General features: G+C 68.5%; 26 protein-coding genes. 9 read left to right on the top strand and 17 right to left on the bottom strand.

The window, feature by feature from the left end:
• Window positions 1-6: 6 nt before the first annotated feature.
• Window positions 7-762 carry a GntR family transcriptional regulator gene (locus tag AB5J62_RS17715; protein WP_370949318.1) on the top strand — a complete coding sequence of 252 codons (756 nt, stop codon included), beginning with the start codon at window positions 7-9 and terminating at the stop codon, window positions 760-762.
• 48 nt (window positions 763-810) lie between these two features.
• Here AB5J62_RS17715 and AB5J62_RS17710 read toward each other — a convergent pair whose 3' ends face one another.
• Entirely contained in the window at window positions 811-1,578 is a 768-nt protein-coding gene (locus AB5J62_RS17710; RefSeq protein WP_370949317.1) for a GntR family transcriptional regulator, read from the bottom strand.
• Between the two features lie 199 nt (window positions 1,579-1,777).
• Between AB5J62_RS17710 and amcB the strand changes: the two genes are divergently transcribed.
• Both amcB and amcA read left to right on the top strand, forming a co-directional pair.
• Complete coding sequence (amcB, locus tag AB5J62_RS17705) at window positions 1,778-2,890, top strand: cyclophane-forming radical SAM peptide maturase AmcB (RefSeq protein WP_370949316.1); 1,113 nt, start codon at window positions 1,778-1,780, stop codon at window positions 2,888-2,890.
• Window positions 2,868-3,041 carry a multiple cyclophane-containing RiPP AmcA gene (amcA, locus tag AB5J62_RS17700; RefSeq protein ID WP_370949315.1) on the top strand — a complete coding sequence of 58 codons (174 nt, stop codon included), beginning with the start codon at window positions 2,868-2,870 and terminating at the stop codon, window positions 3,039-3,041. Before amcB ends, amcA begins: the two co-directional genes overlap by 23 nt.
• A gap of 3 nt (window positions 3,042-3,044) precedes the next feature.
• Here the strand turns inward: amcA and AB5J62_RS17695 are convergent, their stop codons facing one another.
• The 3 genes from AB5J62_RS17695 to AB5J62_RS17685 form a co-directional block, all read right to left on the bottom strand.
• Entirely contained in the window at window positions 3,045-3,704 is a 660-nt protein-coding gene (locus tag AB5J62_RS17695; protein WP_370949314.1) for a pentapeptide repeat-containing protein, read from the bottom strand.
• A 91-nt stretch (window positions 3,705-3,795) separates the two neighbouring features.
• Window positions 3,796-5,070 (bottom strand): hypothetical protein, encoded by a 1,275-nt coding sequence (locus AB5J62_RS17690; RefSeq protein WP_370949313.1) that lies wholly within the window; start codon window positions 5,068-5,070, stop codon window positions 3,796-3,798.
• 2 nt (window positions 5,071-5,072) lie between these two features.
• The gene (locus AB5J62_RS17685) at window positions 5,073-5,561 is read right to left on the bottom strand and encodes a hypothetical protein (RefSeq protein ID WP_370949312.1); all 489 of its coding nucleotides are present in this window, start codon (window positions 5,559-5,561) and stop codon (window positions 5,073-5,075) included.
• 207 nt (window positions 5,562-5,768) lie between these two features.
• Here AB5J62_RS17685 and AB5J62_RS17680 point away from each other — a divergent pair, with 207 nt between their 5' ends.
• The 3 genes from AB5J62_RS17680 (at window position 5,769) to AB5J62_RS17670 (ending at window position 8,608) form a co-directional block, all read left to right on the top strand.
• The gene (locus AB5J62_RS17680; RefSeq protein WP_370949311.1) at window positions 5,769-6,905 is read left to right on the top strand and encodes a PucR family transcriptional regulator; all 1,137 of its coding nucleotides are present in this window, start codon (window positions 5,769-5,771) and stop codon (window positions 6,903-6,905) included.
• Window positions 6,898-7,341: a methyltransferase domain-containing protein gene (locus tag AB5J62_RS17675; RefSeq protein WP_370950287.1), complete on the top strand. Its 444-nt coding sequence runs from the start codon at window positions 6,898-6,900 to the stop codon at window positions 7,339-7,341. Before AB5J62_RS17680 ends, AB5J62_RS17675 begins: the two co-directional genes overlap by 8 nt.
• 106 nt (window positions 7,342-7,447) lie before the next feature.
• Window positions 7,448-8,608 (top strand): peptidase inhibitor family I36 protein, encoded by a 1,161-nt coding sequence (locus AB5J62_RS17670; protein ID WP_370949310.1) that lies wholly within the window; start codon window positions 7,448-7,450, stop codon window positions 8,606-8,608.
• Here AB5J62_RS17670 and AB5J62_RS17665 read toward each other — a convergent pair.
• From AB5J62_RS17665 to AB5J62_RS17645, 5 genes are read right to left on the bottom strand one after another with little or no spacing between them, the layout of a single operon-like run.
• Window positions 8,499-9,347, bottom strand: a complete 849-nt coding sequence (locus AB5J62_RS17665; protein ID WP_370949309.1) for a DUF3592 domain-containing protein — start codon at window positions 9,345-9,347, stop codon at window positions 8,499-8,501. The genes AB5J62_RS17670 and AB5J62_RS17665 overlap by 110 nt on opposite strands.
• A gap of 10 nt (window positions 9,348-9,357) precedes the next feature.
• The gene (locus AB5J62_RS17660; protein WP_370949308.1) at window positions 9,358-9,885 is read right to left on the bottom strand and encodes a hypothetical protein; all 528 of its coding nucleotides are present in this window, start codon (window positions 9,883-9,885) and stop codon (window positions 9,358-9,360) included.
• Window positions 9,886-9,943: 58 nt separating this feature from the next.
• Window positions 9,944-12,937 carry a hypothetical protein gene (locus tag AB5J62_RS17655; protein ID WP_370949307.1) on the bottom strand — a complete coding sequence of 998 codons (2,994 nt, stop codon included), beginning with the start codon at window positions 12,935-12,937 and terminating at the stop codon, window positions 9,944-9,946.
• Window position 12,938: 1 nt separating this feature from the next.
• Window positions 12,939-13,982 (bottom strand): hypothetical protein, encoded by a 1,044-nt coding sequence (locus AB5J62_RS17650; protein WP_370949306.1) that lies wholly within the window; start codon window positions 13,980-13,982, stop codon window positions 12,939-12,941.
• The gene (locus AB5J62_RS17645) at window positions 13,979-15,304 is read right to left on the bottom strand and encodes a hypothetical protein (RefSeq protein WP_370949305.1); all 1,326 of its coding nucleotides are present in this window, start codon (window positions 15,302-15,304) and stop codon (window positions 13,979-13,981) included. The genes AB5J62_RS17650 and AB5J62_RS17645 overlap by 4 nt, the downstream gene beginning before the upstream one ends.
• Before the next feature lie 139 nt (window positions 15,305-15,443).
• Between AB5J62_RS17645 and AB5J62_RS17640 the strand changes: the two genes are divergently transcribed.
• On the top strand, window positions 15,444-15,788 hold the full coding sequence (locus AB5J62_RS17640) for a hypothetical protein (protein WP_370949304.1): 345 nt from the start codon (window positions 15,444-15,446) through the stop codon (window positions 15,786-15,788).
• 54 nt (window positions 15,789-15,842) lie between these two features.
• On the opposite strand, the gene AB5J62_RS17635 is transcribed toward AB5J62_RS17640, so the two are convergent.
• Together AB5J62_RS17635 and AB5J62_RS17630 are read right to left on the bottom strand one after the other, a co-directional pair.
• On the bottom strand, window positions 15,843-16,553 hold the full coding sequence (locus AB5J62_RS17635; protein ID WP_370949303.1) for a hypothetical protein: 711 nt from the start codon (window positions 16,551-16,553) through the stop codon (window positions 15,843-15,845).
• A 363-nt stretch (window positions 16,554-16,916) separates the two neighbouring features.
• Window positions 16,917-17,165 carry a hypothetical protein gene (locus AB5J62_RS17630; protein ID WP_370949302.1) on the bottom strand — a complete coding sequence of 83 codons (249 nt, stop codon included), beginning with the start codon at window positions 17,163-17,165 and terminating at the stop codon, window positions 16,917-16,919.
• 450 nt (window positions 17,166-17,615) lie between these two features.
• Between AB5J62_RS17630 and AB5J62_RS17625 the strand changes: the two genes are divergently transcribed.
• Complete coding sequence (locus tag AB5J62_RS17625) at window positions 17,616-18,089, top strand: group II truncated hemoglobin (RefSeq protein ID WP_370949301.1); 474 nt, start codon at window positions 17,616-17,618, stop codon at window positions 18,087-18,089.
• On the opposite strand, the gene AB5J62_RS17620 is transcribed toward AB5J62_RS17625, so the two are convergent.
• Window positions 18,058-18,378 (bottom strand): DUF6355 family natural product biosynthesis protein, encoded by a 321-nt coding sequence (locus AB5J62_RS17620; protein ID WP_370949300.1) that lies wholly within the window; start codon window positions 18,376-18,378, stop codon window positions 18,058-18,060. The two genes, AB5J62_RS17625 and AB5J62_RS17620, sit on opposite strands and share 32 nt — an antisense overlap.
• A gap of 153 nt (window positions 18,379-18,531) precedes the next feature.
• On the opposite strand from AB5J62_RS17620, the gene AB5J62_RS17615 reads away from it, so the two are divergent.
• Window positions 18,532-19,764 (top strand): IS256 family transposase, encoded by a 1,233-nt coding sequence (locus AB5J62_RS17615; RefSeq protein WP_370950285.1) that lies wholly within the window; start codon window positions 18,532-18,534, stop codon window positions 19,762-19,764.
• Window positions 19,765-20,367: 603 nt separating this feature from the next.
• Here AB5J62_RS17615 and AB5J62_RS17610 read toward each other — a convergent pair.
• The 5 genes from AB5J62_RS17610 to AB5J62_RS17590 form a co-directional block, all read right to left on the bottom strand.
• Window positions 20,368-21,348 (bottom strand): VWA domain-containing protein, encoded by a 981-nt coding sequence (locus tag AB5J62_RS17610; protein WP_370949299.1) that lies wholly within the window; start codon window positions 21,346-21,348, stop codon window positions 20,368-20,370.
• Entirely contained in the window at window positions 21,345-22,283 is a 939-nt protein-coding gene (locus AB5J62_RS17605; protein WP_370949298.1) for a DUF58 domain-containing protein, read from the bottom strand. The genes AB5J62_RS17610 and AB5J62_RS17605 overlap by 4 nt, the downstream gene beginning before the upstream one ends.
• On the bottom strand, window positions 22,283-23,344 hold the full coding sequence (locus tag AB5J62_RS17600; protein ID WP_370949297.1) for an AAA family ATPase: 1,062 nt from the start codon (window positions 23,342-23,344) through the stop codon (window positions 22,283-22,285). Before AB5J62_RS17600 ends, AB5J62_RS17605 begins: the two co-directional genes overlap by 1 nt.
• Before the next feature lie 116 nt (window positions 23,345-23,460).
• Window positions 23,461-24,009, bottom strand: coding sequence for a molybdenum cofactor guanylyltransferase (locus AB5J62_RS17595; RefSeq protein WP_370949296.1), 549 nt, complete (start codon window positions 24,007-24,009; stop codon window positions 23,461-23,463).
• Window positions 24,006-25,349 carry an NlpC/P60 family protein gene (locus AB5J62_RS17590; protein ID WP_370949295.1) on the bottom strand — a complete coding sequence of 448 codons (1,344 nt, stop codon included), beginning with the start codon at window positions 25,347-25,349 and terminating at the stop codon, window positions 24,006-24,008. The genes AB5J62_RS17595 and AB5J62_RS17590 overlap by 4 nt, the downstream gene beginning before the upstream one ends.
• Window positions 25,350-25,424: the final 75 nt, after the last annotated feature.

Below are 25,424 nucleotides of genomic sequence, written 5' to 3'. Positions count from 1 at the left end.
AGGGCCATGGGCGACGAGCGGCGGCAGCCGAAGTACGCGGCGATCGCGGCCGACCTGAACCTCAAGATCCAGGAGGGGCATTACGCCTCCGGCCAGGCCCTGCCTTCCCAACGTGACCTCAGCGCCGAATACGGCGTCACCCTGATGACACTGCGCCAGGCACTCAGCCTCCTCGCCGAGCGCGGCCTGGTCACCCAGGAGGCCGGTCGCGGCACCTACGTTTCGCCGCCAAAAGCCGTCTACAGCATGGGTTCCCTGAAAAGCCTCGCCGACGACCTGCGCGAGCAAGGCCACTCCATCGCCACGGTTCTCCTTGGCCGCGCCCGCCGCGCGCTCCCCGCCTGGGTGGCCACGCGCCTGGGCTTGGAAGCCGCCCAGCCTGCTTTCCGCATCGAACGCCTTCGCCAGGTCAGCGGTGCGCCCGCGATCCACCAGGTCTCCTGGATCCCTTTGCCTTTCGCGGGTTCACTGTCCACCGTCGACTTCACCGCGACCTCGCTCTACGACGCTTTCGCCGCCGACGGCCGGCTCGCGAGCCGCGCCGACGAACGCCTCAGCCCGGCCTTGCTCACCGCCCGCCTCGCGACGCTCCTCGATCGCCCCGAAGGCGCCCCGGTGTTCCTCAGCGACCGCGTGACCTACGACCGCGACGACCAAGCCATCGTCTTCGACCGAGCCACGATCCTGGGCGACGTGATCGAAGTCCGCACCGAGCGCGCGGCCTCGTCCGTCAAGGTCCTCTGGACCAACACCCGCCCCTAGCCCCACCGGGACTTGTCGTGGGCTTGAGACCGAGTCCTCTTCCGACGGTCAGGTCGACGGTCGCGCACTCGGGTGACGTTCGATCGGGTACCCGATCTCGTGCAGTTCCGCGGAGAGGCTGATCGCGTTGATTTCGCAGACTTTGCCGCGCGGGTCGGTACTGGTTCGCACGATCCGCTGCACAGGTACCCCTGGCGCCAAAGCGAGCAGTTTTACTTCTCGCGCGGTCGCCGCTCGAGCGGACAGTCGCTCGTACCAGGTGAGCGGGCCATGACCCGCCTCCTCGATACGGTCATAGATGCCACCAGGCCCTGTGTCGACACTCTCGAGAACTGGCAGCTCGTCAACCAGATCCGCCGGCAAGTAGCTGGCGGTGAGCTGAAAGACCCGCCCGGTATCGGGGTCACCCATGACGCGGTCCCGGATGACGACCTCGGTGCCTGGCGAAATGTCCAGCAGGCGAGCGATCTCCCCGGGCGCCGGCGCCCGGTTGATCTCCACAGGCCCAAGCGCCCGCCAATGCTGAGCCGACAAGTCGAAGAAATAGCCGATCTCATCGCGGTACGCCGTACGTTCACGAGTCAGCTGAAGGCGCTCAGGATGCCGGCGAACCCTGGTACCGCTCTTACGAGTGGCCTGCACCAGGCCTTCGGCTTCAAGAACGCGATACACCTTCGACACGGTCTCCTTAGAGACGCCGTAACGGTTCATCAAATCGACCCGTTGCGGCAGGTTGTCGCCCGGCTGGTACTCACCCCGATAAATAGCGGCTCGGAGCTCGCCGGCAATCTCCTGATAGCGCGGAAGCGCTCCCAAGGCAACCTCCTCTGACCGTCGGCCCGCGCCAGCAGGGTAGCTCATTAAGCCTAGTCCTATTGCACGAGGGGTCGGCTCATGTCATCCTACTTAGGCCTAGTCCTAAAACGGTATGGGGAGACAGTCATGGACCACACTTCTCACAACGATCCACGGCCTGCCCACGGGTATACGAGCACCGACGGGTAGGAGTAACGCCGTGTCGGTCCACAAGCGCGAACTCCCGTTCTGCCGACCGGAATCCGTGATCATGCAGCCGACGACGCTGTGCAATCTGGACTGTCGTTACTGCTATCTGCCGTTCCGCCGAAGGCGTCTCGAGATGCCACTCTCCGTCGCCCGCGCCGTCGCCACGTCGGTGGAAGCCTGGACCCACACCCAGACCATTGAGATCTGCTGGCATGGTGGAGAACCGCTCGCGATCGGCATGGAGCGACTCGGCCGGCTGATGGACTGCTTCGCCGGCCTCGACGTCGCACACGGCATCCAGACCAACGGCACGTTGATCGACGACGGCTGGTGCGAATTCTTCACCGAACGACAAGTTCACGTCGGCGTCAGCGTCGACGGCCCAGCAGCTGACAATGAACAACGCGTCACCCTCGCGGGAAACGCCACTTTCGAGCGCACGCTGAGAGGAATCGCGAAGCTGATCGAGCACCACCACGAAGTTTCGATCATCGCGGTGGTCTCCGACCCCACACCGGCACGCGCTCACCGACTGCTGGAGTTCGCCGCCACACTCGGAATATCGCAGCTGGGCATCAATCTGGAGGAACAAGAAGGCGTCAACGAAGTCAGCAACGCACGCGACCTTGAGATGGTCATTGAATTCTGGACCGCCCTGACGAACGCCTGGGCGGCGAACCCTTCGCTACGGGTGCGCGAAATAAATCGCGCGCTCACCTATCTCGGTCACGTACTGGACCAACACGATCTCACGCGCATGCCCGGTTTCATCGACCCGCTGCCGACCATCGCCCACGACGGCGCAGTCACCTTGATATCGCCCGAGCTTGCCGGATTCTCCTCGGCCAGGCTCGGACCGTTCAGCTGCGGTAACGTACTCGACTCACCACTTGACGAACTCCTCGAACATGGCTTGAGATCGCGCTGGGTCAACGAGTTTCGAGACGGCGTTTCCGCTTGCCAAGCATCCTGCGCTTACTTCGGCTTCTGCGGAGGAGGGCAACCCGCCAACCGGCACTTTGAGCACGGACGATTCGACAACACCCTGACGAACTACTGTCGTAACAGCAAGATCGCGCTTTTGGAAGGAGTGATCCGGAGTGGACGAGACCGCATTGCTTGAAAACCGCATCCGCTTACAAGCACAAGGCCTCGGTGTCCTGATCGCCCGCTGGTCACCTGCTCTCATCTCGAAGTTCGACAATCGCGAGTCCTGGGACAACAAGCCCAAGTTCGACAATCGACCAAGCTGGGACAACTGGAACAAGCGGTAACGGCTAGTCGACGATGGAAAGTCCGCTCTCGACTGCGAGAGTCGTCGCGACCGAGAGCGCCTGCTCGGTGGTGATCAGGGCACCCCGCAAGGTCAGCAAGCCTCGCGCACCCGCCAAACGGGATCCGCGCAAATCACAAGCACCAGCCCGAATCGCCTCGAACTCGGCACCCGCGAAGTCGCAATCCGCGAAGACGACGTTCGAGAGATCACCGGACAACACGGCTTCACGGAAGGTGCAGCCGACGAACACCGCCGAGTTCTTGACCTTGCCGAAGCGAACGGAGGCGTAGTCGAACTGGGTCGCTTCGACGTAAAGGTCCGCAGCGTGCACGAGCCCCAGGTTGAGCCCGATCGCCCGGCACTTCGTGAACTCTGCGCGCCTGGCGGTGGTGTCGCTGAGCACCGCGTTCGAAAGGTCCACGTTCCGGACCGTCACGTCGGACAACGTGAGCGGGGCGAGCCGTGCCCCGGCCAGTTTCACCGACTCGACCAAAGAGTGCGAAAGGGTTCCCTCGCCGCTGACCGCGGCTTGATCCACGCCGCTGAGGTGTACGAGATCCAGGTCGAAATCACCCTTGAGCGGACCGGATTCCGCCGCGAGATCTTCGACGTCGAACGACGGCCGCTGAACCTTCACGCCATCGAGAACCCGGAACTCCATGGCCAGAGCCTAGCGCCCCCGCACATCCTCCGATCGGCGTGCCGAGCATCGGGGATGGGCCTGGCCCCCTCGCCCAGGCCCATCCCCCTGCTCACGCCTCCTTGACGTAGAAGTCGTAGCCCCGCTGCTCGCTCGAGCTGCCGTCGGCGTTGGTCGACGTGACCAGAATCTGGTGCGCCCCAGCGGTATCCGGCATCACCGAGACCGTCGCCGAGCCGTTCTGCGCGGCCACGGTCACCGGGGCTCCACCGTCCACTCTGTACACGAAGCTCACCACGCCCGCCCGCTGCGTCGTGAAGGTGAAGTCACCCGCGACACCCGGGCCACCGCTGGGCGCGTTCTCCGGGTAGACGTGGCTGGTCACCGACGGCCTGCCGTTGCCCAGCTGCAAGAACGCCTGTGCTTCCTGGGAAAGCCAGCCCTGCGCGTTCTTCGCGCGCACGGTCAGTCTGCTCCACTGGTCGACCGGGGTGACGGTGACGGACGCGGTGCCGTCCGGGCGCGCCGTGATCGTCTGGTCGCCGTTGCCGTCGAAGTTGTAGACGTACTCGACGATCGTGCCCGGCATCTTGCCCGGTGCGAAGTCCAGGCTGAGCTGCTCGCCGACCCTGATGACGTCGGCGTTCGTGGTGACCGCCGGCGTCGTCGAGCCGACCAGGAAGCCGTAGTCCGAGGCGGGGCTCAGGTTGTGCGCGCGGTCGACTCCCCACGCGGTGAACCGGCCGAATTCGTCACGTGGCGTGAACTGCACGGTCGCCTTGCCGCCTGGCCGGTCCGCGGGGATGAGGCCGGGGATGCCGCTGACCTCGAAGGCGACGATGTCGGTGTCGCCCTTGGCATCGACGACGAACGTGCCGGGAATTCCCTGGCCGCCGTGGTACTGGCCGTCGGCGGGATAGTCGGCCGAGGTCACCGCCGGTGCGCTCGCGGGCGCGGTCCGGTCGACGACGAAGGTGCAGGGTGCGCTGGCCGGGCCGGTGAGCGCGTCGTCGTCGACGCCCCGCATGGTCCACTGGTAGGTGCGGCCGTCCGCGAGATAGCCGGCAGGCGGTTCGAAGCGGGCCGCGTGCGGTGCGCCGGTGGCGGAATCAGGCCCGAGTTCGAGTTTGTGCGCGGGGTCGTCCGCGGGCCACAGCGCGACCTTCCCCGAGACGCGGGAGCCGTCGGGATCCGGCACGAGTCCGGTCAACGCACCGGGAATCGCGTTGGTGTACAACGGTTCCTGACCACACGGCGCGTAGTCGACCCGCAGGTCGGACGGTATGCCGGGCGGACGGTTGTAGTCCATCGTGATGTGCAGGCGGTTCTCGACGCGCCTGCCGTACGCCGGGTCGAACTGCTTGGCGTCGGCGGTCCGCAAGACCACCGTCAGCGAGTCCTTGCCCGCCGCGATCGCCGAGCCGAGTGCCTGGGTGGCGTCCCATTCGACGCGGCCCCAGAGGCAGCCGGGCTGGGCGCCGGGGCCGGCGAGCCTGTGCGCTCCTTCGGCTGGTCGCGCCAGGTCGGGTGCGCCGCCGCGTCGGTGACCCACAGCTCGGTGGCGCGGGGCTTCGCGCAGTCGTTCGCCGCGGTCTCGGTCGCGAACGCCTCGGCGTAGGACACCTTCGCGCCGCGGAACGGGCGCAGGTCGAAGGTGAAGTACGCCTTCGACGAGTGGTACCGGTGATCGGCGTCCGTCCAGGCGCCGACCGGGACGTCGGTGCCGGTGGCCGGGAAACTCTTGGCAGGCGCCGAAATGTCGGTGTACACCGCCGCGGCCGACGCCGGCGTGTCCGTGGTGGCGAACGCGGGCGTGACCGCCGAAGCGAGCACGCAGGCCGTGCCGATGGTCGCGGTTCTTCGCAGGAATCTCTTCATCGAACCTCCCCGGTAGCGGTTTCGACCCCCGAAACCGGATGCTCATACTGCTGACCCGCGCCCGAGCGGGACCAGACGGCGTCCCGGCCAGATTCGAGCGGTCTTCCTTGCCGGAGTCCGGCAAAGATCATCAGGGGTTTCCGTTCCCTCGGCTAAGGTCAACTCGGGCCCGCTGCCGAACCCGGGCAAAAGATCATCGGGGGATCCATGCGCGAGAAACACCGGCGTGACGTCACCGCCCGCGCGGCGCGGGACTCGGGTGTCGCGCCGGTTTTCCTGGACGGATGGGTCGACATGCTGACCGCCGTCAGCGGCTCCGGCCGCCGCCTGACCCATCGCGAACTCGACTCGCGGCGCGTGCTCGGCGCCACCGCGGCCGAGCAGGACGTCCCGCTGCGCGCGCTGATCGACCTCTACCTCAGCGCGAGCTGGATGACCTGGCACACACTGCCCGCCATCACCGCCGCACGCGGCAAGGACCAGGTGGTCACCATCGCCGAAGCCGTGCTCCGCGCCGCCGACGACGCGGTCGTCGCGCTCGCCGACGGCTACGACGGCGCGCGGCGGCTCGTGCTGCGCCAGGAGGGCTCCGACCGCCGCGAGTTCATCGACGATCTCCTCTACGGCCGCGCCGACCTCGGCCGCCTCGCCGAGCGGGCCGAACGCTTCGGCTTCCGGCTCGCGGCTGGCTATGTGGTCACGGCCGTCCGCGCGGCGACCCCGTTCGCCGACGACGACGCGGCCACGGTCCACATCGAGTCCGCGCTGCTGGGCCGTTTCGGCACCCACGACGTCCTGATCACCACCAAGGACGGGCTCCTGCTGTGCATCGCGCCGGGCACCGACACCGACGTGCCCGCCGAGTTCGCCAAGCAGGTCGAGAAGACGCTCACCGGCACCTGGCAGGCGGGCGTCGGCCGCGCGCACGCGGGCCCCAGCGGCGTCGTCCGGTCCTATGAGGAAGCCCGCAACGCGCTCGACCTCGCCACCTCGCTCGGCCTGACGGCCCGTGTCCTCCACGCCAGCGAACTGCTCGTCTACCAGGTGCTCTTCCGCGACCGCGCGGCGCTCGTCGACCTGGTCACGACCGTGCTGGAGCCGCTCACCGGCACCAGGGGCGGCGCCAGGCCGCTGCTCGACACCCTGAGCGGCTACTTCGCTTCCAGCGGCGTCACCACCGAAACGGCGCGACGGCTCTTCCTCAGCGTCCGGACCATCACCTACCGGCTCGACCGCATCCAACAGCTCACCGGCTACGACCCCCGCGACCCGGCGCAGCGCTTCACCCTCGAAGCCGCGGTGCTCGGCGCCCGCCTGCTCGACTGGCCGGGGCAGGATCGCTGACCTTTGTGCGGGCTGCGGATCGGGCCCGCTGTTCGCCGCGCTGCGCGACCGTGGCGCGCTCGTCAGCGGTTTCGACCAGAGCACCGGCATGATCGACATGGCCCGCCGCAGACTCGGTGCGGACGCCGACCTGCGCGTCGCCGACCTCGCCGAACTCCGCCGCGTGCTGAAGCCCGGCGGCAGGCTCATCCTCTCGGTCGACCACCCGATGGCGAACCACCTCCTGCACCGCATGTCCGGGCGCAGGCCCGACTACTTCGAGCCGTTCAAGCGGGACGAGGAATGGGACATGGGCGGGCACACCGCCCGGCTGAGTTTCTGGGAACGGCCGCGCGTGAGGCGTATCCCGACGACTTCCACCTGCTCAACACGTTCCCGGTCTTCCTGTTCTTCGTGCTGCACGCCGGGTGAGTCGCTCGGCCGGGTGAGTCCATAGGGCCGGTCGGGCGAATTCAGCGGCGCGAGCCGGTCCATCGGCGGTACAACTGCTCCTTGGCCGCGAGGACTGGGGAGGTCAAAAGGCTGCTGGTTCCGACGCGGCCGTGCATCGCACGGTCGTCGTGGTCGACATCGAGGGCTTCGGCGACCCGAAACGCACGATCCCGCATCAGCTCGGCACGAGGGCGGGCCTGTACCGGGCGGTGGCTGCCGCGTTCGAGGCGGCGGGCGCACGCTGGGCCGACTGCTACCACGAAGACCGGGGCGACAGCGTCTTCGTACTGGTGCCGCCGGAAATCCCGAAGGGGCCGCTGCTCGACGTGGTGCCTGCCGCGCTGGCGCAGGAAGTGCGCGCCCACAACGAAAACAGCCCGCCGGAGCAGGTCGTCCGGCTGCGGATGGCCGTGCACGCGGGCGAGGTGGTCTTCGACGCGAACGGGGTCACCTCGCCCGCCATCAACACCACGTTCCGGCTGCTCGACGCGGCGCCGGTCAAGGCGGCGCTGGCCGATTCGCCCGGCGTGCTGGCGCTGATCGTCTCGCCGTGGGTGTTCGAGGTGGTCGTGCGCCAGTCCGGCGCGGTCGACCCGAGCACGTTCCGGCAGATCGAGATCCAGGTGAAGGAGACCAGCGGTTCCGCGTGGATCGCGCGGCCGGACGCGCCCTATCCCCGTGACCCCGCCGTGCTGGCCGACCTGACGAAACCGCCACGCGGCAAGCGGAATCCGCGCGTCGCCTGGATCGCGGCGCTCGCCGTGCTGATCGCGGTGTCCGGCACGGTGACCGCCTTGCGGAGCTGCGGGCCGCCGGAGACGACCGCGTCGGGCCCGGCCGTTGCGGCCGTCGAGACGCCGTTCGAAGCCTGCCCCGACGGGTCCGTCTGCGTCTGGGAGAGCGCGTACTTCACCGGTGGTTTCAAGGCGTACGGCCTCGGTGATGCGAACTACGGCGGCGACTGGTTCACCAACGGCATCGCGGTCAACGACCATGTCAGCTCCTACTACAACAACACCGATCAGTGGATCATGTTCTTCCGCGACGCCGACGCGACCGCGGCCGAGCCGTGCGTCGAGGAGCAGCCGCGGGGGTACCGTGCCGACTTGCGCGTGGAGGGGTGCGACAACCTCATCAGCGCGCACAAGCCGGGCACGGGCCCTACCACTGCGGCGGCAGGAAGCCACCAGGGTTCCGACCGGCCGACTGGTCCTGCGGGTCGGCTTCCACCAGTATCGAGTCCGGGTCCTGCGGGTCGTACCGGACCTTGACGGTCGAGCCCCGCGAGGGCGCCTGGAACGCGGACGTGATCATCGTCGTGACCACGGTCCGCTCCCCCGACTCGCTCGGGTACGTCACATGCACCTTGAACCGCGGGTTCCCCATCACCCAGACGTTGGTGAACTCGACGTGCGTGACGTACCCGGTCACCACCCGGCCCCGTTGCTGCAACGCCTCCTTCCGGTCTTCCGCCGCCGAGACGGCGAGGAAGTCCTTCAGCAGCACCAAAACCAGGACCAGCGCGATCAATCCCGCGATCCCCGGCACCAGGTACGGCTCGTAGTAGACGATCCAGTCCACCTGGGACCACTCCTGCGCGGGCCCGTCGAGGAAGCCCAGCCGCTTGCCGACCGCCTCCGGCTCCGTCCACGATGGACTCGCGAGCCCGCTGCCGATCGCGATGCCCAGCGCGGCGGCGAGCGAACTCGCCCGGAATCCCATGCCCATCCGGCTCAGCGAGAAGCCGGAGGACCACAGCATCGCGAATCCCAGCGATGACGCCACCGTGATCGCGACGCTGAAGAACAACACCAGCGACACCGCCGGTCCCCCGTCGGCCCCCCACGAGCCGACGCGGTTCAGCGACATCAACCGGAAGTTGTCCAGCAGGCCCAGCGCGCCGGTCCAGCCGACCACCGCCCAGGCGAGCGTCGTCGGTATGCCGAGCCACAGCAGCCGTTTCCCGGGACGGCGCGGGGTGTCCAGTCCGTCCAGTCCGAGTGCGAACATCACGCCTCCCTCAGGCGATCGGGCCGAACACGCCGACCTTGGCGGGGTCGGTCGGGTCGACGCGGGCTTCGTGCTTGGTGCCGGGCGCGTACTGCTGGATCGTGGCCAGCGGCGCGATCAGCTGGATCACCGTCCGGTAGGTCGAGCCGCTCTGGACGGTCACCTGGAGCGTCGCGCTGTACTGCGCCTGCCCGGCGATCGTCCGCCCGGTCGCCTCCAGCGCCTCGATCACCAGCGTCGCGTGCTCGCAGGTGTCGTAGAGGCGCCGCAGCTCGGTGCCGTACGCCTGCAGTTCCGCCTGCTGACGCAGCTGCTCGTCCGCCGGCAGCGCCAGGAACTCGGCCATCGCCGGGTCGGCCTGCATGTTCTGGTACGCCTGCGCGGCCAGCTGCGGGGTCGGCAGCTGCGGCACGATGTGGTGGCCCTGCGCGGCGGCCGCCTGCTGGAACTGCGCCGCGTGCCGCTGGAAGTCCTGCGCGCCCCTGGCCATGCCCTGCTGGGTGGCTTCGTTGACCTTGTCGCGGATCTTCTTGAACATCTCGTCCTGCCTTTCGCCGGTGCTTTTGTGCTGCACACAGCTTCGGCGGACGCCGCCGCTACCGAACCCAGGTTTGCGCGTCCAAGCAGGTCAGAGCCGCCCAGAAGACCGGCGAGCGCTCCGGCCCGCCACCCGCGCGCCACAGCGCGAGCCGTTCCCGCTGCCACTCGCACAGCGCCCCGACCGGGTCGTCGCCCGCCAGCGCGCGGTCGGCGGCGATGATCAGCTCGGCCATCGGGTCGCCGGACGGCACCGCCGCCGAGGTCGGCAGCGCCCACACCGTCGCGGCGACCACGTTCGCGCCTGCCGCGACCGCGGCCAGGAGCATGCCGAACGGCTCGGCCAGGCCGAAATCACTCGCGCTGGCACAGCCGATCAACGCGACCCGCGCGGGCATAGTGTCCACTTCGGACAGTGCGAGGTCGGCGGCGGTGAACGGCCGATGCGCCCCGATCGGCGCCGCCGTCCCCGGCAGTTCCGCCGGGCACGACAGGTGCAAAGCGGTCTGCGCGCCATGCTCGCCCGAGACAAGGCTGACGTGACCAGCGAAGACGAGGCGCGAGCACGGCTCTCGCAGCAGACTCGCCAGCAGCCGCCGGTCGGTGTCGGTCCGGCGCACCAGGTCGAGTCCTCGTGTGGCATCGGGACGGACCGGACCGGCTGCCAGCCGGGCGTCGAGATGCCGGATCAGCGCCGAGGATTCCTCCTGCTTGCCCAGCACCGAACCGAGTTCCCCGAACGCGCTCTGCCCCGGGATCCGCGGATCGAGCAGGTACACCGGCGGTCCGTCAGACGCTGGCGAAACCCGCGCGATCCCGGCGGGCGCGAGCAGCGAGACGTCGGCGATGTCGAGCACGCGCTCGTCGCCGTCGAAGCAGATCCCCTCTTCGCCAGGCGACAGGACCCGCTCCGGCCGCCGGTCCGGCAACGCGAGCAGTCCCCACGGCACGGCCGCGAGGCTCGGCGACGGCTGCACGCGCAGCAACGGCCGCCGTCCGGCCGCGTCGGCCGACCGCAGGCACGTGACCAGGTCCGCCGGGAGCAGGTTGAGCGCGAGACTCCGCGCCAGCCGCTGTTCACCGGCGAGGCTGAACGCGGCGAACGCGCGGCCCACCGCGTCGGCGACGCTTTCGCCCTCGTGCGGCGTCGGCGAGGCTTCGGCCAGGAACTCCCGGGCCGTCCCGATGAGCCTGGCGTCGATCGGGTGCGTGTGGACGGTGTCCGGATCGGTGCTGCTTCGCCAGCTCAGATAGGTGTGCCCGGCGTCGGCGTAGCGCAGCACGAAGGTCTCGCGGCCGTCCCTGGCGGCGGGCCAGGTCGGCACCGGCTCGGCCGGCTCCCGGCGCAGGCCGTAGCGCTCGGCCGCGATCGCGAGCCAGCGGTCGAGTTCCATCGCCGAACCCGGTGACCAGCGCAGATCCGGCGGCGGTGCGAGCCGCAACGGCAGCGACGCGGTCACCGCGCCCAGCGCCGCCAACGGCAGCCGCTCCCCCGGCGACGGCTGAACCATCGACAGGCTCGGCACGACCCCGCTGAGGTCTATCGAGGCGCCGCTGAACGACCCGACCGCACAGGTCCGCTCGATCATCTCGGCGCTCAGCCGACGCTCGCCGAGTTGCGTCAGCAAGGCCATGACCAGCGAGTTCGCCGGGCCCGCGACGCCGCTCGCCCAGGCCGTCCGCGCGGCGGCCGAGTCGAACCGGAACCGGTACTCCTCCGCTGCCAGCGCCACCGGCAGCAGCAGATCCAGCACCGCGGGCAGGTCTTCGCCGTGCGCGTACCGGACCGTCGCCGCCAGGAAATCGGCGCGCAGGCGTTCGAGCCACTCACCCGACGCGACGGCGGCTTCCTGCGCCCGCGCGGTGTGCGCGTACGCCGACTCCCACCGTCCCTCGGACGCGTCGCACCTGGCCAGCGCGACGTCGAGCCTGCGCAGGCCCGCGGTGTCGCCATTGGCCTTCCACACCTGTCCGGCGTGGACGAACTGTTCGCGCGCCTGCGGAATGTGCCCGTGGAGCAGCAGCAGGAAGCCGAGCGCGTGGCTCGCGTCGGCGACGTCGCCGCTCAGGCCCGCCGCGCCGAGCCGGTCCCTGGCCGCGACGATCAGGTCGATCGCGCCCGCGAGGTCACCGCTCACCGCTCGCGCCTCGGCGAGGTGGATGTCGAACTTGGCCGCGGCCGGGCCGTCGTGCCTGGCGCTCAACCGCAGGAAATCGGCGTCGGCTTCCTCACCGCCCGCCTGGCGGATGCGGCCGCGCTCGGCCAACGCCATCGCCTCGAGCCCGGCCACCTGATCCCGGATCTCGCCGACACCGGCGAGTTTCGCCAGCGCGGCCAGGATCGATTCGAGCGCGCTCCGCGCGGCCACCAGGTCACCTTCGGCGATGAGCACCCGGACTTCGAGAATCCGCAACTCGATCTCGTCGGCGCCGTGTACGTCGAGCAGCTCCGGCGGGAACTGCCCCGGCTCGGCCGCCTTACGGAACGCGGCCCTGGCGCGTTGCCCGTCGATCAGCTCACGAGCCCGCGCGCTGTCGCTCTCCTCGATGCTGAGGTTGATCAGCACGCGTTCGGCGACCTCACGCGACCCCTCGATCATCCGCAGCTCGGCGTACTGTCCGAAGTGGACGATCGCGATCGTGCTGATCTTGAACACGGTCAGCACGGCCTCGGCACACTGCCTCGCGTTACGGAGGTCACCGGCCGAGTAGCAGAGAACGGCCAGGTCGCTCACCGCGGCGAGTTCGAGATCGGTCCGGTCCAGCGCGTGCGCGATCTCGCGCATCCTCCCGTACGCGCGGTGCGCGCCCACGACATCCCGCTTGGCCGACAGCCGCTTTCCCTTGTCCTGCACCTGACTCGCCTCGACCAGCAGTCGCCGGTACGCCTTCTCATCCAGCGAACAGGCGGGCACCTCGCCGTAGCCCGCGGGATCGAGGCCGAAATGCTCGGCCACGCAACGGCAGTTGTAGCCGTGCGAGCTGGAGCCGTCCAGCTCGGCGGGCAACGGCCGATCAGGCAGCGCGGACGGCGGCGGCAGGCCGATGAGCATGTCAGAACTCCTCGGCGGCGGACCCGGCCGCCGCCCGCTCGGCCAAGGTCCGCTCAACCGGCGGCATGCCATCACGCGCTCGCACGAGCGCGACGACCGCGGCTCGATCTTCAGGCGTGGTCACGAAAACCGGCTCAGCGCCGACCTCGACTCCAATGTGGACATCGCGAACCGCGGCAAGGCGGGCCGAGGCTTCGCCCAGCTCCACCGAGCCCGCGAAACTTCCGGCGCCGAGCGCGAGCGGCACCTCCGCGAACGTCTCGCCGCGGTTGGTCGCGTAGGCCGTCAACGCCGCGTCCGCGAACGCACCGGCCACCTCGACGTGCATCCACGTGGCACCGCCCGCCGCGAGCACGCGCCACGCGACCGTGTTCTCGGCGGCGTCGAGCACCCCTGGCGGTACGCGGGCCCAATCAACGCTCGCGCGTCCCTCGGCGAGCAGTCCGGCCCCGTCCGCCGTCTGCGGCGTGCCCGCGGCCAGCGCGTACGAACGTTGCGATGGCGCAACAGCTTCCAGCCGCCCGGCTAGTGCCGCGGCGGCTTCGGCACGCACGACATCGTCACGCTCGTCGAACCACGCGGCAAGCCCCGCGCAAAGTCCTTGCGCTTCCGCGGCGACCGGTCCCGCCGCCGCGAGCAGCGAGTCGGCGGCCGCGTCGTAAAGCTCACCGGGCGTCGCCTCGAAGCCGTCGAGCATGCCCTCGGCCACGTCCTCGACCGCCGCGGTCGCCAGCGCCGTTTCGAAGTCCAGCAGCGCGGGATCCAGCGACGCGATCCCGAGCACCGCGCTCGCGGGCCACCACCGCCGCGCCCACAGCAGCAACGCCAGCTCGGCCAGCTCCGGCACGACCGGCACGTCGACCTCCCCGGCGAGCGCGGCCATCGCGTTTTCGTTGCCACACAAGCGAGTCAGCCACTGTTCGGCGGAGCCGTCGGTCACCTCGATCCGCATCGACGTGACCGTTCCGCTCAGCAGTGCGGCCAAGTCGAACCGGATCAGCGCGCCATCCGCGGCGATCACGGGCGTGCGCAGGGGGTGCGTCACGACGCCACCTCCAGCTCAGGCAGCCGCGCCATGAGCGAGCGCCGCACCTTCGTCCGCAGGTCGAGAGACGTCGACCGCACCACACCCGTCACGAGGTCTCGGACTTCGGCCGCGTCAGCGGGCCACTCCCCGCGCACGTCGAACCCGTGCAGCCGAATCCACAGCCTGCCAAGGAATTGCTTGGCGAACTCCCGCAGCTCCCGCACGAGATCATCGTCGGGCCGTGGCGTCAACGGCGTGTCCCCGGCCAGCGCACGCCGGGCATGCAGTACGTAACCCTCCCGCGCGACCTGCGCGTTGAGCCGCCGCGCGAACTCCGGCACCCCGTCAGGCGACGCCCCATCGAGCGGCCGGAGCGCGGGCGCGAGCACGACCCCGAGCGCGAAACACGCGGCCAGCTCGGCTTCCCCGAGCCCGAACCCGGCAGCGCACCGGGTGAGTTCGTCATCGACCAACTCGGCCACCGGCTGATCCCGCTCATCGGCTGGCAGCCGCCGCAACGTCGCCCGCACCCGCCGTTCCACACTGCGTTCCAGCAGCTCGGCGCCGATTTCACCGCCGCGGTCCAACGGCGGGATCGTCGTCACCGAACCCCGCTGCAACCCCAGCTCCGGCGTCTCCACCCCGCAAATCCGCTGAATCGCCTTCCTGAGTTCGTCGAAGCCACCGGCCCGTCGCAGCGAAATCCCGAGCGCATGCCCGGCTCCAGCCACTTTCCGCCACGCCGCGTCCGCCAGCGTCTCGACGAATTCCGCGAGCGCGTCCAGATCTTGTTCAGGCTCAACGACCGCTCGCCACCGTTCCCGCAACGCGGCGGTCAGTTCGGCGGCCACCTGCTGATCGGCGAGATAGGCGGCGAGCCGGTCGACGGCCGCGTCCCCCGCCTCCCCATGCAGGTCGCGCAAGGCATCCGCGGCCGTCTGATCCGCGTCCGCGCCGGGCATCCCGAACCCGGTCGCCAGCTCGTACGCCAGCGGGAAGCAGACATCCTGAACATCCCCGGCGGTGATCCGCAACGCCCGCCGCTGCCGCTTCAGCCGCGTGAACCAGGCAGCGGTCGCCCGCAGCCGGTCCGCGTCCGCGACGACCAGCTCGATCAACTCGGCGGCCTCGTCCGGCTCCAGCAGCGGCTTGCCCAGCCTGGCGCGCACCGAAGTCCGCACGACCAGCGGATCGATGATCTTCTTGACCGTACGGGTGAGCGGCCCGCCATCCCGCGCCGACAGCACGTCGACCCCGGGAACCCGCGCCCAAGCCTGCGCGAGGACGGCCGAGCGCAATGCGGGCACCTCGATCGTCCTCCCCTGAGCCGGCTGGTCCATGGTCACACTACCGACGCCACGACGTCGCGCGTGACTGCTTTAGTACCCACAAGGACCGGGTACGTACAACTACGTATGGCCCCGCACCCCGGCCGGGTGATCTGCTGGTGTTCCGACACCGATCATGGGGAGTGATCCATTGCAGAACACCGTGACCGCGCCGAGCATCCAGCGCCTCGGGGACACCTTCGTCTGCTCTGGCATCGAGCCGACCTTCGTGCCGGCCGGCGGCGCCCACGTGCGGCAGGCGTTCATCAAACTGCCGGTCCGCTTCGTCGGCCGCCCCGTCGTGACCGCGCTCGTCCACCCGCGCGACGCACCGGCCTCGGCGGGCGCGGCGTTCGTGATCTTCAACATCACGGTCACCCCGATCGGCGAGACCGGCACCCAGATCAAGATCTCGGCCACCAACAACGCGGTCGGCGTGCCCGTCGACGGACTCTTCGAGTGCGACTACATCATCACCGGCCGGGGCATCTTCTAAAGGCTCGTGCGCGAAAGTGCCACCGTTCGACGTGACGGGCCTCTGATCCGCGAATCAGGTCCGCTGATCGCCGAACCAGGGACGCAGGTCGTAGAGACGGGCACAGTACTGATCGGCCGGATGTTCGTGTGCGGCGACATGTTCGGGAATTCCTTCTCGGAACAGTGACGACAGCTCGGCCAAGGCGAACCCGCCGCCGATCCCATTGCCGGGGTCCTGCGGGCGTGACACGGGAAGGTCGACACCAAGAACGATGTCCTCACGCAGATAGCGCAGGTAGACCCGCAGCGCAGCCAGGTCGTGGTAGGAGAACCCGGCCAGCATGAATATCGCTCCCGGCGGTGGTGCCAGGTCGGGCAGAGGGCTTCCGATGAAACGCACGGTCGAGTAGACGGAGTCCTCCACGGGTTTCGGGTGCCCGCCGAACTCCACCGCACGATCCCCGTGCACGACGCGGGCTTCGTGAAACAGGTAGTCGGCCCTCTCGTCCGCCAGGTACTCCTGCCGGTGCAGGTGGACATCACGGATAGCGTTGACCAGGCAGTAGTGGTTCGCCATCTGCCCATCGGTGCCGAACAGCGGCAGTTCGATGCCGTAGCGACGGTCCGGGTCCTGATCCTGCATGAGGCAGACCAGGAACCGCCATGGCGATCGACGCACCACCGCGCACACCGCCGGTGTCGTTCGGTCGCCGAGGTTCGAGGTCAGCTCCAGCAGCCTCGCCAGCACGGTGGTGAACGCCGCGTCCGCGTAAGCCTCGCTCAACGCGGCATCGTCGCCGGGTTGGCGGGAGAGTTCCCTGCCAACCCGGGCGCCGACGCCATCGCTGTCAGTTGATGAAATCGGGACAGACGTCCCTGCCGTCGCAGTACGCGGTGATTGTTCCGAGGGGCAGCCCACCTGGCGTAACATACGCGCCATCGGAGGATCGCGTCGCCTGCTCCTGGACCGCCCGGAAGGTGACCCGGATGGTTGCCCCGTTCGTGACGAACGCTAGATACTCCAGGTGAGTGCCCAGCACCACATTCGGACGGTTCTTTTCATACGCAGTCTTGATCGGCCGTTCAGAGATCACGTTGTGCCTTTGCGCGTAGTGCAGGTATCCAATCCTGTCATCTCCGTGCCGCGTCAGTACAGCGGCGGATCCATGGGAACGGAGTCCGACGCGTAGACAAGCTTTTCCCGGCCGGTGAACGGCCGGTTGTCGAACAGGGCAGGCTCGCCATACGTCGCGCGATACTGCGCTTCCGACATCATAGTCAGTGTTTCGCCTGGTTCAAGTGTGACATCTTGCCCCGCCGACGCACCACCGACGACCACTGAACTCAACGCGGCGACAGTGAAAAACGCAGCACAAAAACGATGAACGGTTTTCATATTCGATTCCCCCTCGAATAATTCCACAATTGAGCGGAAGTTCAAAGATGGCGTGCCTGGTGTGCTCGACCGCGGTGGCTGTGTGGGAATGCGTCGTTGAACCCTGGATCCACCGGTTGGACGACGCAAACCGCACTCACCCAGGCACTAGGCCCGGGTATGAGAGGAGCCTTCATCCACGCTCGGTTCGGGCGAGGGCCTCCCTCACTCGCATATGCGGTCGAACTAGCCCCCCCACCCCACGGATCCGAACAAACCAGGCCCTCGCCCACGCCCGACCACAACCCTGACACGCACGAGGCAGCCGAAGAAGGGGTCGTGAGTGTTTTCGCCGGCTAGAACCGGCCGCACCACTCACGACCCCCACCCCGAGCCGACGAACACGCCACCTTTGCCCTTCCACCCAATAGAACCGTCCGCGACGCGCACGAGCCCTGCTTTACTGGGCCGATGACGCGTCCCACGTTGTTCGAGTTCGCCGGGGGCGAGCAGGCCTTCCTCAGGCTCGCGACGGCGCATCACGCCAGGTGCCTCGCCGACCCGGAGCTCAATCACCCGTTCTCCCACGAGGACCAGCATCCCCAGCACGTCGAGCGCCTGGCCGCCTACTGGGCCGAGGTCATGGGCGGCCCGCCCCGCTACTCGACCGAGTGCGGCGACCACTCCGCCATGCTCACCATGCACTCGGGCAACGGCGACATGACCGACCTGGGACGGCGCTTCGTCGACTGCTTCGTGGCGGCCGCCGATGACGCCGGCCTGCCCGGCGACCCCGAGTTCCGCGAGGCTCTCGAGAACTACATGCGCTGGGCCGTTGCCGAGGTTCTGTCCTATCCGGACCCGACCGTGCCCAACAACCTCAGGATGCCGCGCTGGGACTGGGAAGGTCTCGTCAGCAGACCCCCACTGCCTCGGCCGAGGTGATGTTGCCGGTGCCGCTGGGCTTCAGCGGGTCGAGGAAGGTGGTGCCGACGCCGACGCAGCGGTAGAAGTCGCCTTGGGGAACCCGCATGCGCAGTTCCACATTGGAGTTGTGGCAGTTCACGTACCAGGACTCGCTTTCGTTCGCCCCGATTCCCTCCGACCAGAAGCCACAGTGACCGGGCGGCGGGGCGGCCTGCGCGGCCGGGACGGCGATCGCCAACGGCGCGCCTGCCAGTGCGGCGACGACGCTGACTTTCAGCAGGGTCCTGCGGATGCGAGCTGTGTTCATGAATCCCTCCAGAGATGATCACGAGGGCGTGTCACGCCAACTGTGTAGGTCGGGGGTGTACCAAGATCGACCGGCCTGGTGGGCGGTCGGAAGGGACACCGAGTGACGCAGAACACATCGCCTCGTCGCAGTGACGAGGCGGCGGCGCGGCAGCTGGCGGAGACGTTCTCGCCGGAGACGATCGACGCGCTGCTGAAGGACGCCAAAGCGGCCGGAACGCCGATCGACGGCGTCAACGGCTTGCTGAATCAAATGACCAAAGCGGTCCTCGAGCGGGCGCTGCAGGCCGAGATGACCGACCATTTAGGCTATGACGCCGGCGACCCCTCCGGTCGCGGTTCCGGCAATTCCCGGAATGGGAGGTCGACCAAGACGGTGTCGACGATGAACGGTCCGGTCGATATCGAGGTTCCGCGTGACCGGAACGGGTCTTTTGAACCCGCGATCGTGCCGAAGCGATCTCGTCGGATCGGCAACATCGACGACATGATCCTGTCACTGTACTCCCGGGGCATGACCACCCGCGACATCGAAGCGCATTTGCTGGAAGTTTATGGCGTGAATGCCTCCCGGGAATTGATATCGAACGTGACCGATGTCGTGGTCGACGAGATCAAAGCGTGGCAATCACGTCCGCTCGACGAGGTGTATCCGATCCTGTATGTGGATGGAATCCGGATCCGCGTCAAAGACAACGGCGTGGTGACCACCAAAGTCGCCTACCTGGCCATCGGTGTCGACGTGGACGGCCGCAAGCACGCTCTCGGCTGCTGGATCCAGGACACCGAGGCCGCGAAGTTCTGGCAGAAGGTCGTCACCGACCTGCGCAACCGTGGCGTCAAAGACATCCTCATCGCCTGCTGCGACGGCCTGACCGGTCTTCCCGACGCGATCAAAGTGATCTTTCCTGACACGGTCGTGCAGACCTGCGTGGTCCACGTCATCCGCAACGCCTCGAAATTCGTGTCCTACAACGACCGCAAAAAGATCGCCACATCGATGCGCGAGATCTACTGCGCCCCCACCGTCGAAGGCGCCGAACTCGCCCTGGCCGAATTCGACAAGAAATGGGGGCAACAATATCCAGGAGCCATCGACGTGTGGCATAACGCCTGGAATGACCTCATCCCGTTCCTTGACTACCCGCCGGAACTCCGCAAAATCGTCTACACCACCAATGCTATCGAATCCATCAACTTCCAACTCCGCAAAATCACCAAGAACCGCGGACACTTCCCCGACAAAGACGCAGCCATGAAACTTCTCTACCTCGGACTCCGCAACATCTCCAGTCAACGCGGCGGAACATCCGGAACGGGAACACACGGCTGGAAAGTCGCACTCAACACCCTAGCCCGCCTCTTCCCAGGAAGGCTCCCTTTCTGATAACCTGAAAAACGTAAGTAATCACCTCTGACTTACACAGAAATCGTGACAGGCTCGATCACGAGAATTCTAAAGAACCCAGCGCTTCTCTGTGAGAGATTCACTCACACTTGAAATGTCGTGAGTGGTATTGCCGGTTCTAACCGGCCAAAACACTCACGACCCCTCGGGGCCCGCCGCGTAGCAGCGGAGGTCCGGGTCAGGGCCTCCCTCACCCGAACCCGCCGAGTCGGGGCCTCCCCCACCCGAAATGTCGGGTGAGGGAGGCCCCCACCACCTCCAGCCGAGTGGGGGAGGCCCTCACCCAGCCACCCGACCCACGCACCACCCATGACATTCCCTCGGCACCCACCAACTGTCCACTCAGGACACCAGCCGCCGCCTTTGCCACCAAAGCCGCTGGGGGCTACCGGCCTGTATGAAGGCTCCCCTCATACGCCCAGGCTGTATGAAGGCTCCCCTCATACAGGCCGAGCTGGATGAAGGGAGCCTTCATACACGCGAACCCCGCCGTCAGCGCGAGCCTGGGCGCGGCACCAGGGTTCCGCGGCCACAAGGATCGTGAGTGGTATTGCCGGTTAGAACCGGCAATACCACTCACGACTAAGGAAGTCGTTGGCCGAGGAACAACGCCCCGCCCGCCGCGATCATCAGCAGCAGCGTGCCGACGATGGCCCACGGCCTGCTCGCGTCGGTGTTCTTGAGCTCGTAGCCGATCTGCTCGCCGAGGTCCGCGTAGACGCGCTTGATCTCCTCGGCCGTCGCCGCCTTGTAGAACTCGCCGCCCGAAAGCTTGGCGACCTCCTTGAGCGACTGGTCGTCGACCTCGACGCCGACCGTCTTGCCCTCGATCTCGACCGTGCCATGCGAGGTGCCGAACGAGATCGACGAGATCGGGATCTGAGCCTGCTTAGCCGCTTGAGAAGCCGTGTAAGCGCCACGCGGCGCGTACAGATCCTCGGGCACGGTCTGCTTGCCGTCGCTCATCAGCACGATGCGCGCAGGCGGAGGTCCGTCGACGCCGCCGACGACCGCCGAGAAGCTCTCGATCGACTGCAGTGCCGCGAAAATGCCCTCGCCCGTCGCGGTCGACTGGGCCAGTTTGAGGTTCTTGATGCCGTTGACGACGCCTCGGCGGTCCGTTGTCGGCGCGACCAGCACCGTCGCCGTGCCCGCGAAGGAGATCAGGCCAAGGTTGACGCCGGGGGTGAGCTTCTCGGCGAAGTCCGTCGCCGCGTCCTGGGCCGCCTTGAGGCGGTTGGGCGAGACGTCGGTCGCCTCCATCGACAGCGAGACGTCGACGACCAGCATCACGGTCGCGCGGTTGCGGGGGACCTTCTGCTCGGCGGTCGGCCCGGCCAGCGCCACCGTCAGCACCAGCAGCGACAGCACGATCAGCACCGCGGGCACGTGCCGGACCCAGCCCTGGCTGCGCGGCGCGACCTTCTCCAGCAGCTCCAGGTTGGCGAAGCGCAGTGTCCGCTTGCGACGGACGCGCTGCGACACCACGTACCCGACGGCCACCGCGATGACCGCGAGCAGCATCAGGAACCACCACGGCGCCGCGAATCCGGTGATGCTCATGCCACGCCCCCAGACCAACGCCGTTTGCGAGCCACCACGAACCTGACCATGTCGGCGATCCAGTCGGAGTCGGTGCGCAACGTCAGATGCGCCGCGCCCGCCCGCCGCAGCGCCGCGGCGACCTCCTGCCGGTGCGCGTGCGCGGCCGCGCTGAATTCCTTGCGCAGCAACGGGGTCGCGTGCACCTCGCGCTGACGGCCGCTCTCCGGGTCGGCCAGCACGACCGTGCCGACCTCCGGCAGGTCGACGTCACGCGGGTCGACGATCTCGATGCCGATCAGCTCGTGCCTGGCCGAAAGCGCGCGCAACGGCCGCTGCCATTCCGTGCCGCCCAGGAAGTCCGAGATCACCACGGCGAGCCCGCGGCGGCGTGGTGGCCGCCGCAGCTGCTCGATGGCCGAGGCGAGGTCGCCGCGCACCCCTTCCGGCGCGCGCGGGGTGTCGGCGAGCCTGCGCACCAGTCCCCTGGCGTGCGGCAGACCGCCGCGCGCGGGGATGCGGGTGACGTCGGAACCGTTGGTGATCAACGCACCCAGCCGGTTTCCGCCGCCGCCCGTGAGGTGCGCGACGGCGGCCATCGCGCAGACGACCAGGTCGCGCTTCTCGCACAGCGCGGTGCCGAAGTCCAGACTCGCCGACAGGTCGGCGACCACCCAGGTCTCCAGCTCACGGTCGGCGACGGTCTCGCGGATGTGCGGCGTCGTGGTGCGCGCGGTGACCGCCCAGTCCATCCGGCGCACGTCGTCGCCCGGCTGGTACGGCCGCGCCTCGCCGGGCTCGGACCCCGGCCCCGGCACGAGGCCGAGGTGGTTGCCCTGCAACAGCCCGTCGAGCCTGCGGCGCACCTCGAGTTCGAGTGTCTTGAGCCCGGCTTCCAGCCGCTCCCCCCGCAGCACCGGGGGTGCCCACGACGGACGGCCCTTCTCAGTCTTCACTAGCGGCCCGGCACTCCAGCCGGGACCGGCTGCCCGCCTCCGGGCGCGGGCCTGGCGGAGACCTGCGGCAGCGGCACCGTCTGCAGCACACGCGTGATGATGTGGTCGATCGGGACACCGTCGGCGAGCGCGTCGTAAGACAGCACGAGCCGGTGGCGCAGCACGTCCGGCACGACGTCGACGACGTCCTGCGGCAGCACGTAGTCACGCCCGCGCACCAGCGCGAGCGCGCGCGAAGCCGCAATGATGCCGAGGCTCGCACGGGGCGAGGCGCCGTAGGAGACCCAGCCGGCGACGTCGGTCAGGCCGTGCTCGGCCGGGGTACGCGTGGTCAGCACCAGCCGGACCACGTAGTCGACGAGCGCGTGGTGCACGAACACCTGCGCCGCCACGTTCTGCAGCCGGACCAGCTCGCTCGGGCTCAGCACCTCGTGCGGCTGCGGCGGCGTGACGCCCATCCGGTAGACGATCTCGCGCTCTTCCTCGGCCGTCGGGTACTCGACGAGGATCTTGAACAGGAACCGGTCGCGCTGCGCCTCCGGGAGCGGGTAGACGCCCTCGTTCTCGATCGGGTTCTGCGTGGCGAGCACCAGGAACGGGTCGGGCATCGGGAAGGTCTTGCCGCCGATGGACACGTGCCGCTCGGCCATCACCTCGAGCATCGCCGACTGCACCTTGGCGGGCGCGCGGTTGATCTCGTCGGCGAGCACGAAGTTCGCCACCACCGGACCGAGTTCGACGTCGAACTTCTCCGCGCCCTGACGGTAGATCCGCGTGCCGAGGATGTCGGCGGGCACCAGGTCGGGGGTGAACTGGACACGCGAGAACGAGCCGCCGACCACCCGCGCGAAGGTCTCCACCGCGAGGGTCTTCGCCACACCGGGCACACCCTCCAGCAGCAGGTGCCCCTTGGCGAGCAGCCCGACGAGCATGCGCTCGACCAGCCGGTCCTGCCCGACGATGATCCGCTTGACCTCGAACACCGTCCGCTCCAGCAACTGGGCGTCCCGCGCCGGTGTGCCGGGCTGCTGTGCCCCCTCGGCGTAGCCGGGCTCGGTCACTCGTGCCTCCTGCGAAAGATCTTTTGGCCGATTGCGGTGCGACCGTACCTGTTCGAGAGCAGGGAGGTGCGCCAGTCAAGCCAACCGGATCCTCGGTATGACGGCTGTGAAGGGAGTTACCCGCCGATCTCGCGCAGGTCCTCGGGCGTGTCGATGTCCGCGCTCTCCCCCGGCTCGGACGGCACCCCGACCATCCGCAGCCCGCCGAAAACGGCGCGCAGCGAGGCACCGCCGGTCAATTCGGGCAAAGCGGACCGCACGGCGGCGGTCCGCCACACCCCGATCAGCCATTGCAGCCTGCCGTCCGGATCGACGAGCACGGCGCCGTCGTCCGCCCCGATCGCCGCGCGCAGTCTGTCCACAGTGGACGTCGTGACCGCGGCGAGGTCACCGGCGAGCACGACCACGAACTCCGCGTCGCCGACGCACGCGAGCCCGGCTTCCAGCGCGGCGACCGGACCGGCGCCGCGTTCGGCCTCGACCGTCCACACGACCTCGGGGTAGCCGTCGCGCTCCGGCCCGACGACGACGATCGGCGAGACACCGGCCAGCGCGTCGACGGCCCGGCGCAGCAACGCCTTTCCGCCGACCGTCAGCTGTGGTTTGTCCACTCCGGACAGGCGGCGCGCGCCGCCGCCCGCGAGGACGATCCCGGCCGTCGTCACCCGATCAGGCGGGTCGCGTACGGCATGATCCCGCCGTAGCGCACGGCCGAGACCTTGACGTACGAACCGGACTGCGGGGCCTCGACCATCTGCCCGCCGCCGAGATAGAGCGCCACGTGGTGGATTCCGCCGCGCCCGCCCCAGAACAGCATGTCGCCGCGGCGCATCTGCGAAAGCGGCACCTGCCGCCCGGACGTGTACTGATAGCCGCTGTAGTGCGGCAGCGACCGGACACCCGCGAACGCGAAGATCATCAGGCCCGAGCAGTCGAAGCCGATCTTGTTGTAGTCGCCGAACCGGTCGGCGACGCCGCCGTCGCGGATACCGCGCGTCGGGCCGCTGCCGTTGCCGCCGCCCCACGCGTACGGACGGCCGAGCTGCGACATCGCCCGCGCGATGACGGCTTCGACGTTGCCGGAAGCCGGCGGAACGTTCCCGCCGCGCGGCGGCTGCGGTGAGCCACCTCCGCCATTGCCCTTGTTCGCCGCGAGCGCGGCCTGCTTGGCACGCTCCTCGTCCTCGCGCTGCTTCTGCGCGAGCCAGTCCTGGTAACGCTGACGCTGCCCCTGCAGGCCGGTGACCTTGGACTGCGCCTCGAACAGCTTCTGCTCGACGCTCTGCTTGTCGGCTTCGAGCGCGGAGTTCTGGTTCTCCTGGATGTTCTGCGCGTGCTCGGCGTTGGCCTTCGCGGAATCGGCGTTGTGCTTGGCGCGCTCGGCGACGTCCTGCTTGGCCTGCGCGACCTCGACCGCCTTGCGCGCGGCGGAGTCCTTGTTGCCCTTTTCGGTCTGGGCGCGGCGCATCTCGTCGAGCGCCTTGAGCTGCCCGCCGCCGACCGAGTTCAGCAGCGAAGCGCGAGCGAGCAGGTCTTTCGGGCTGTCGGCGCCGATATAGGCCGAGATCGACCCGATCGTGCTGCCCTGCTGATAGCTGCTGGCGACGAACTTGTCGAGATCGGCGCGCACCCGCTCGATCTCGGCGGCGGCCGCGTCGGACTCCTTGCGCGCGGCCTGCGCCTCGCGGTCGGCCTGGTCGGCCTCGTCCTGCGCGAACTGCATGTCGACGAGCGCCTTGTTCGCCTGCTCCATCTTGAGCTCGACGTCGTCCTGGAGCTCCGAGAGCCGCTGCTCGGCCTGCGCCAGCTGGTTGGTGAGCTTGCCCACTTCGCCGGCCTTGGCGTTGGCGTCGGCCTTGCTGGAGTTGATCTCCGCGTCGCTCGGATTGGGCGGCGGGGGCGGGACGGCCGCGGCCAGGCCGGGCACGCCCAGTGACAGGACGAGGCCGAGGCAGATACCCGCCAAAGCCAGTCCTCGCTGGTCATACCCTCTTCGCGGCAACAACCCTCCACCTCCATTTGAGACTTTCGGAGCAAGAGATTGCCACGAACGTCCCATCATTACCAGACGTAACAGCCG

It is taken from the genome of Amycolatopsis sp. cg5 (genome assembly GCF_041346955.1).
Taxonomy (GTDB): domain Bacteria; phylum Actinomycetota; class Actinomycetes; order Mycobacteriales; family Pseudonocardiaceae; genus Amycolatopsis.
This window is presented reverse-complemented; position numbering and strand designations above follow the sequence as displayed.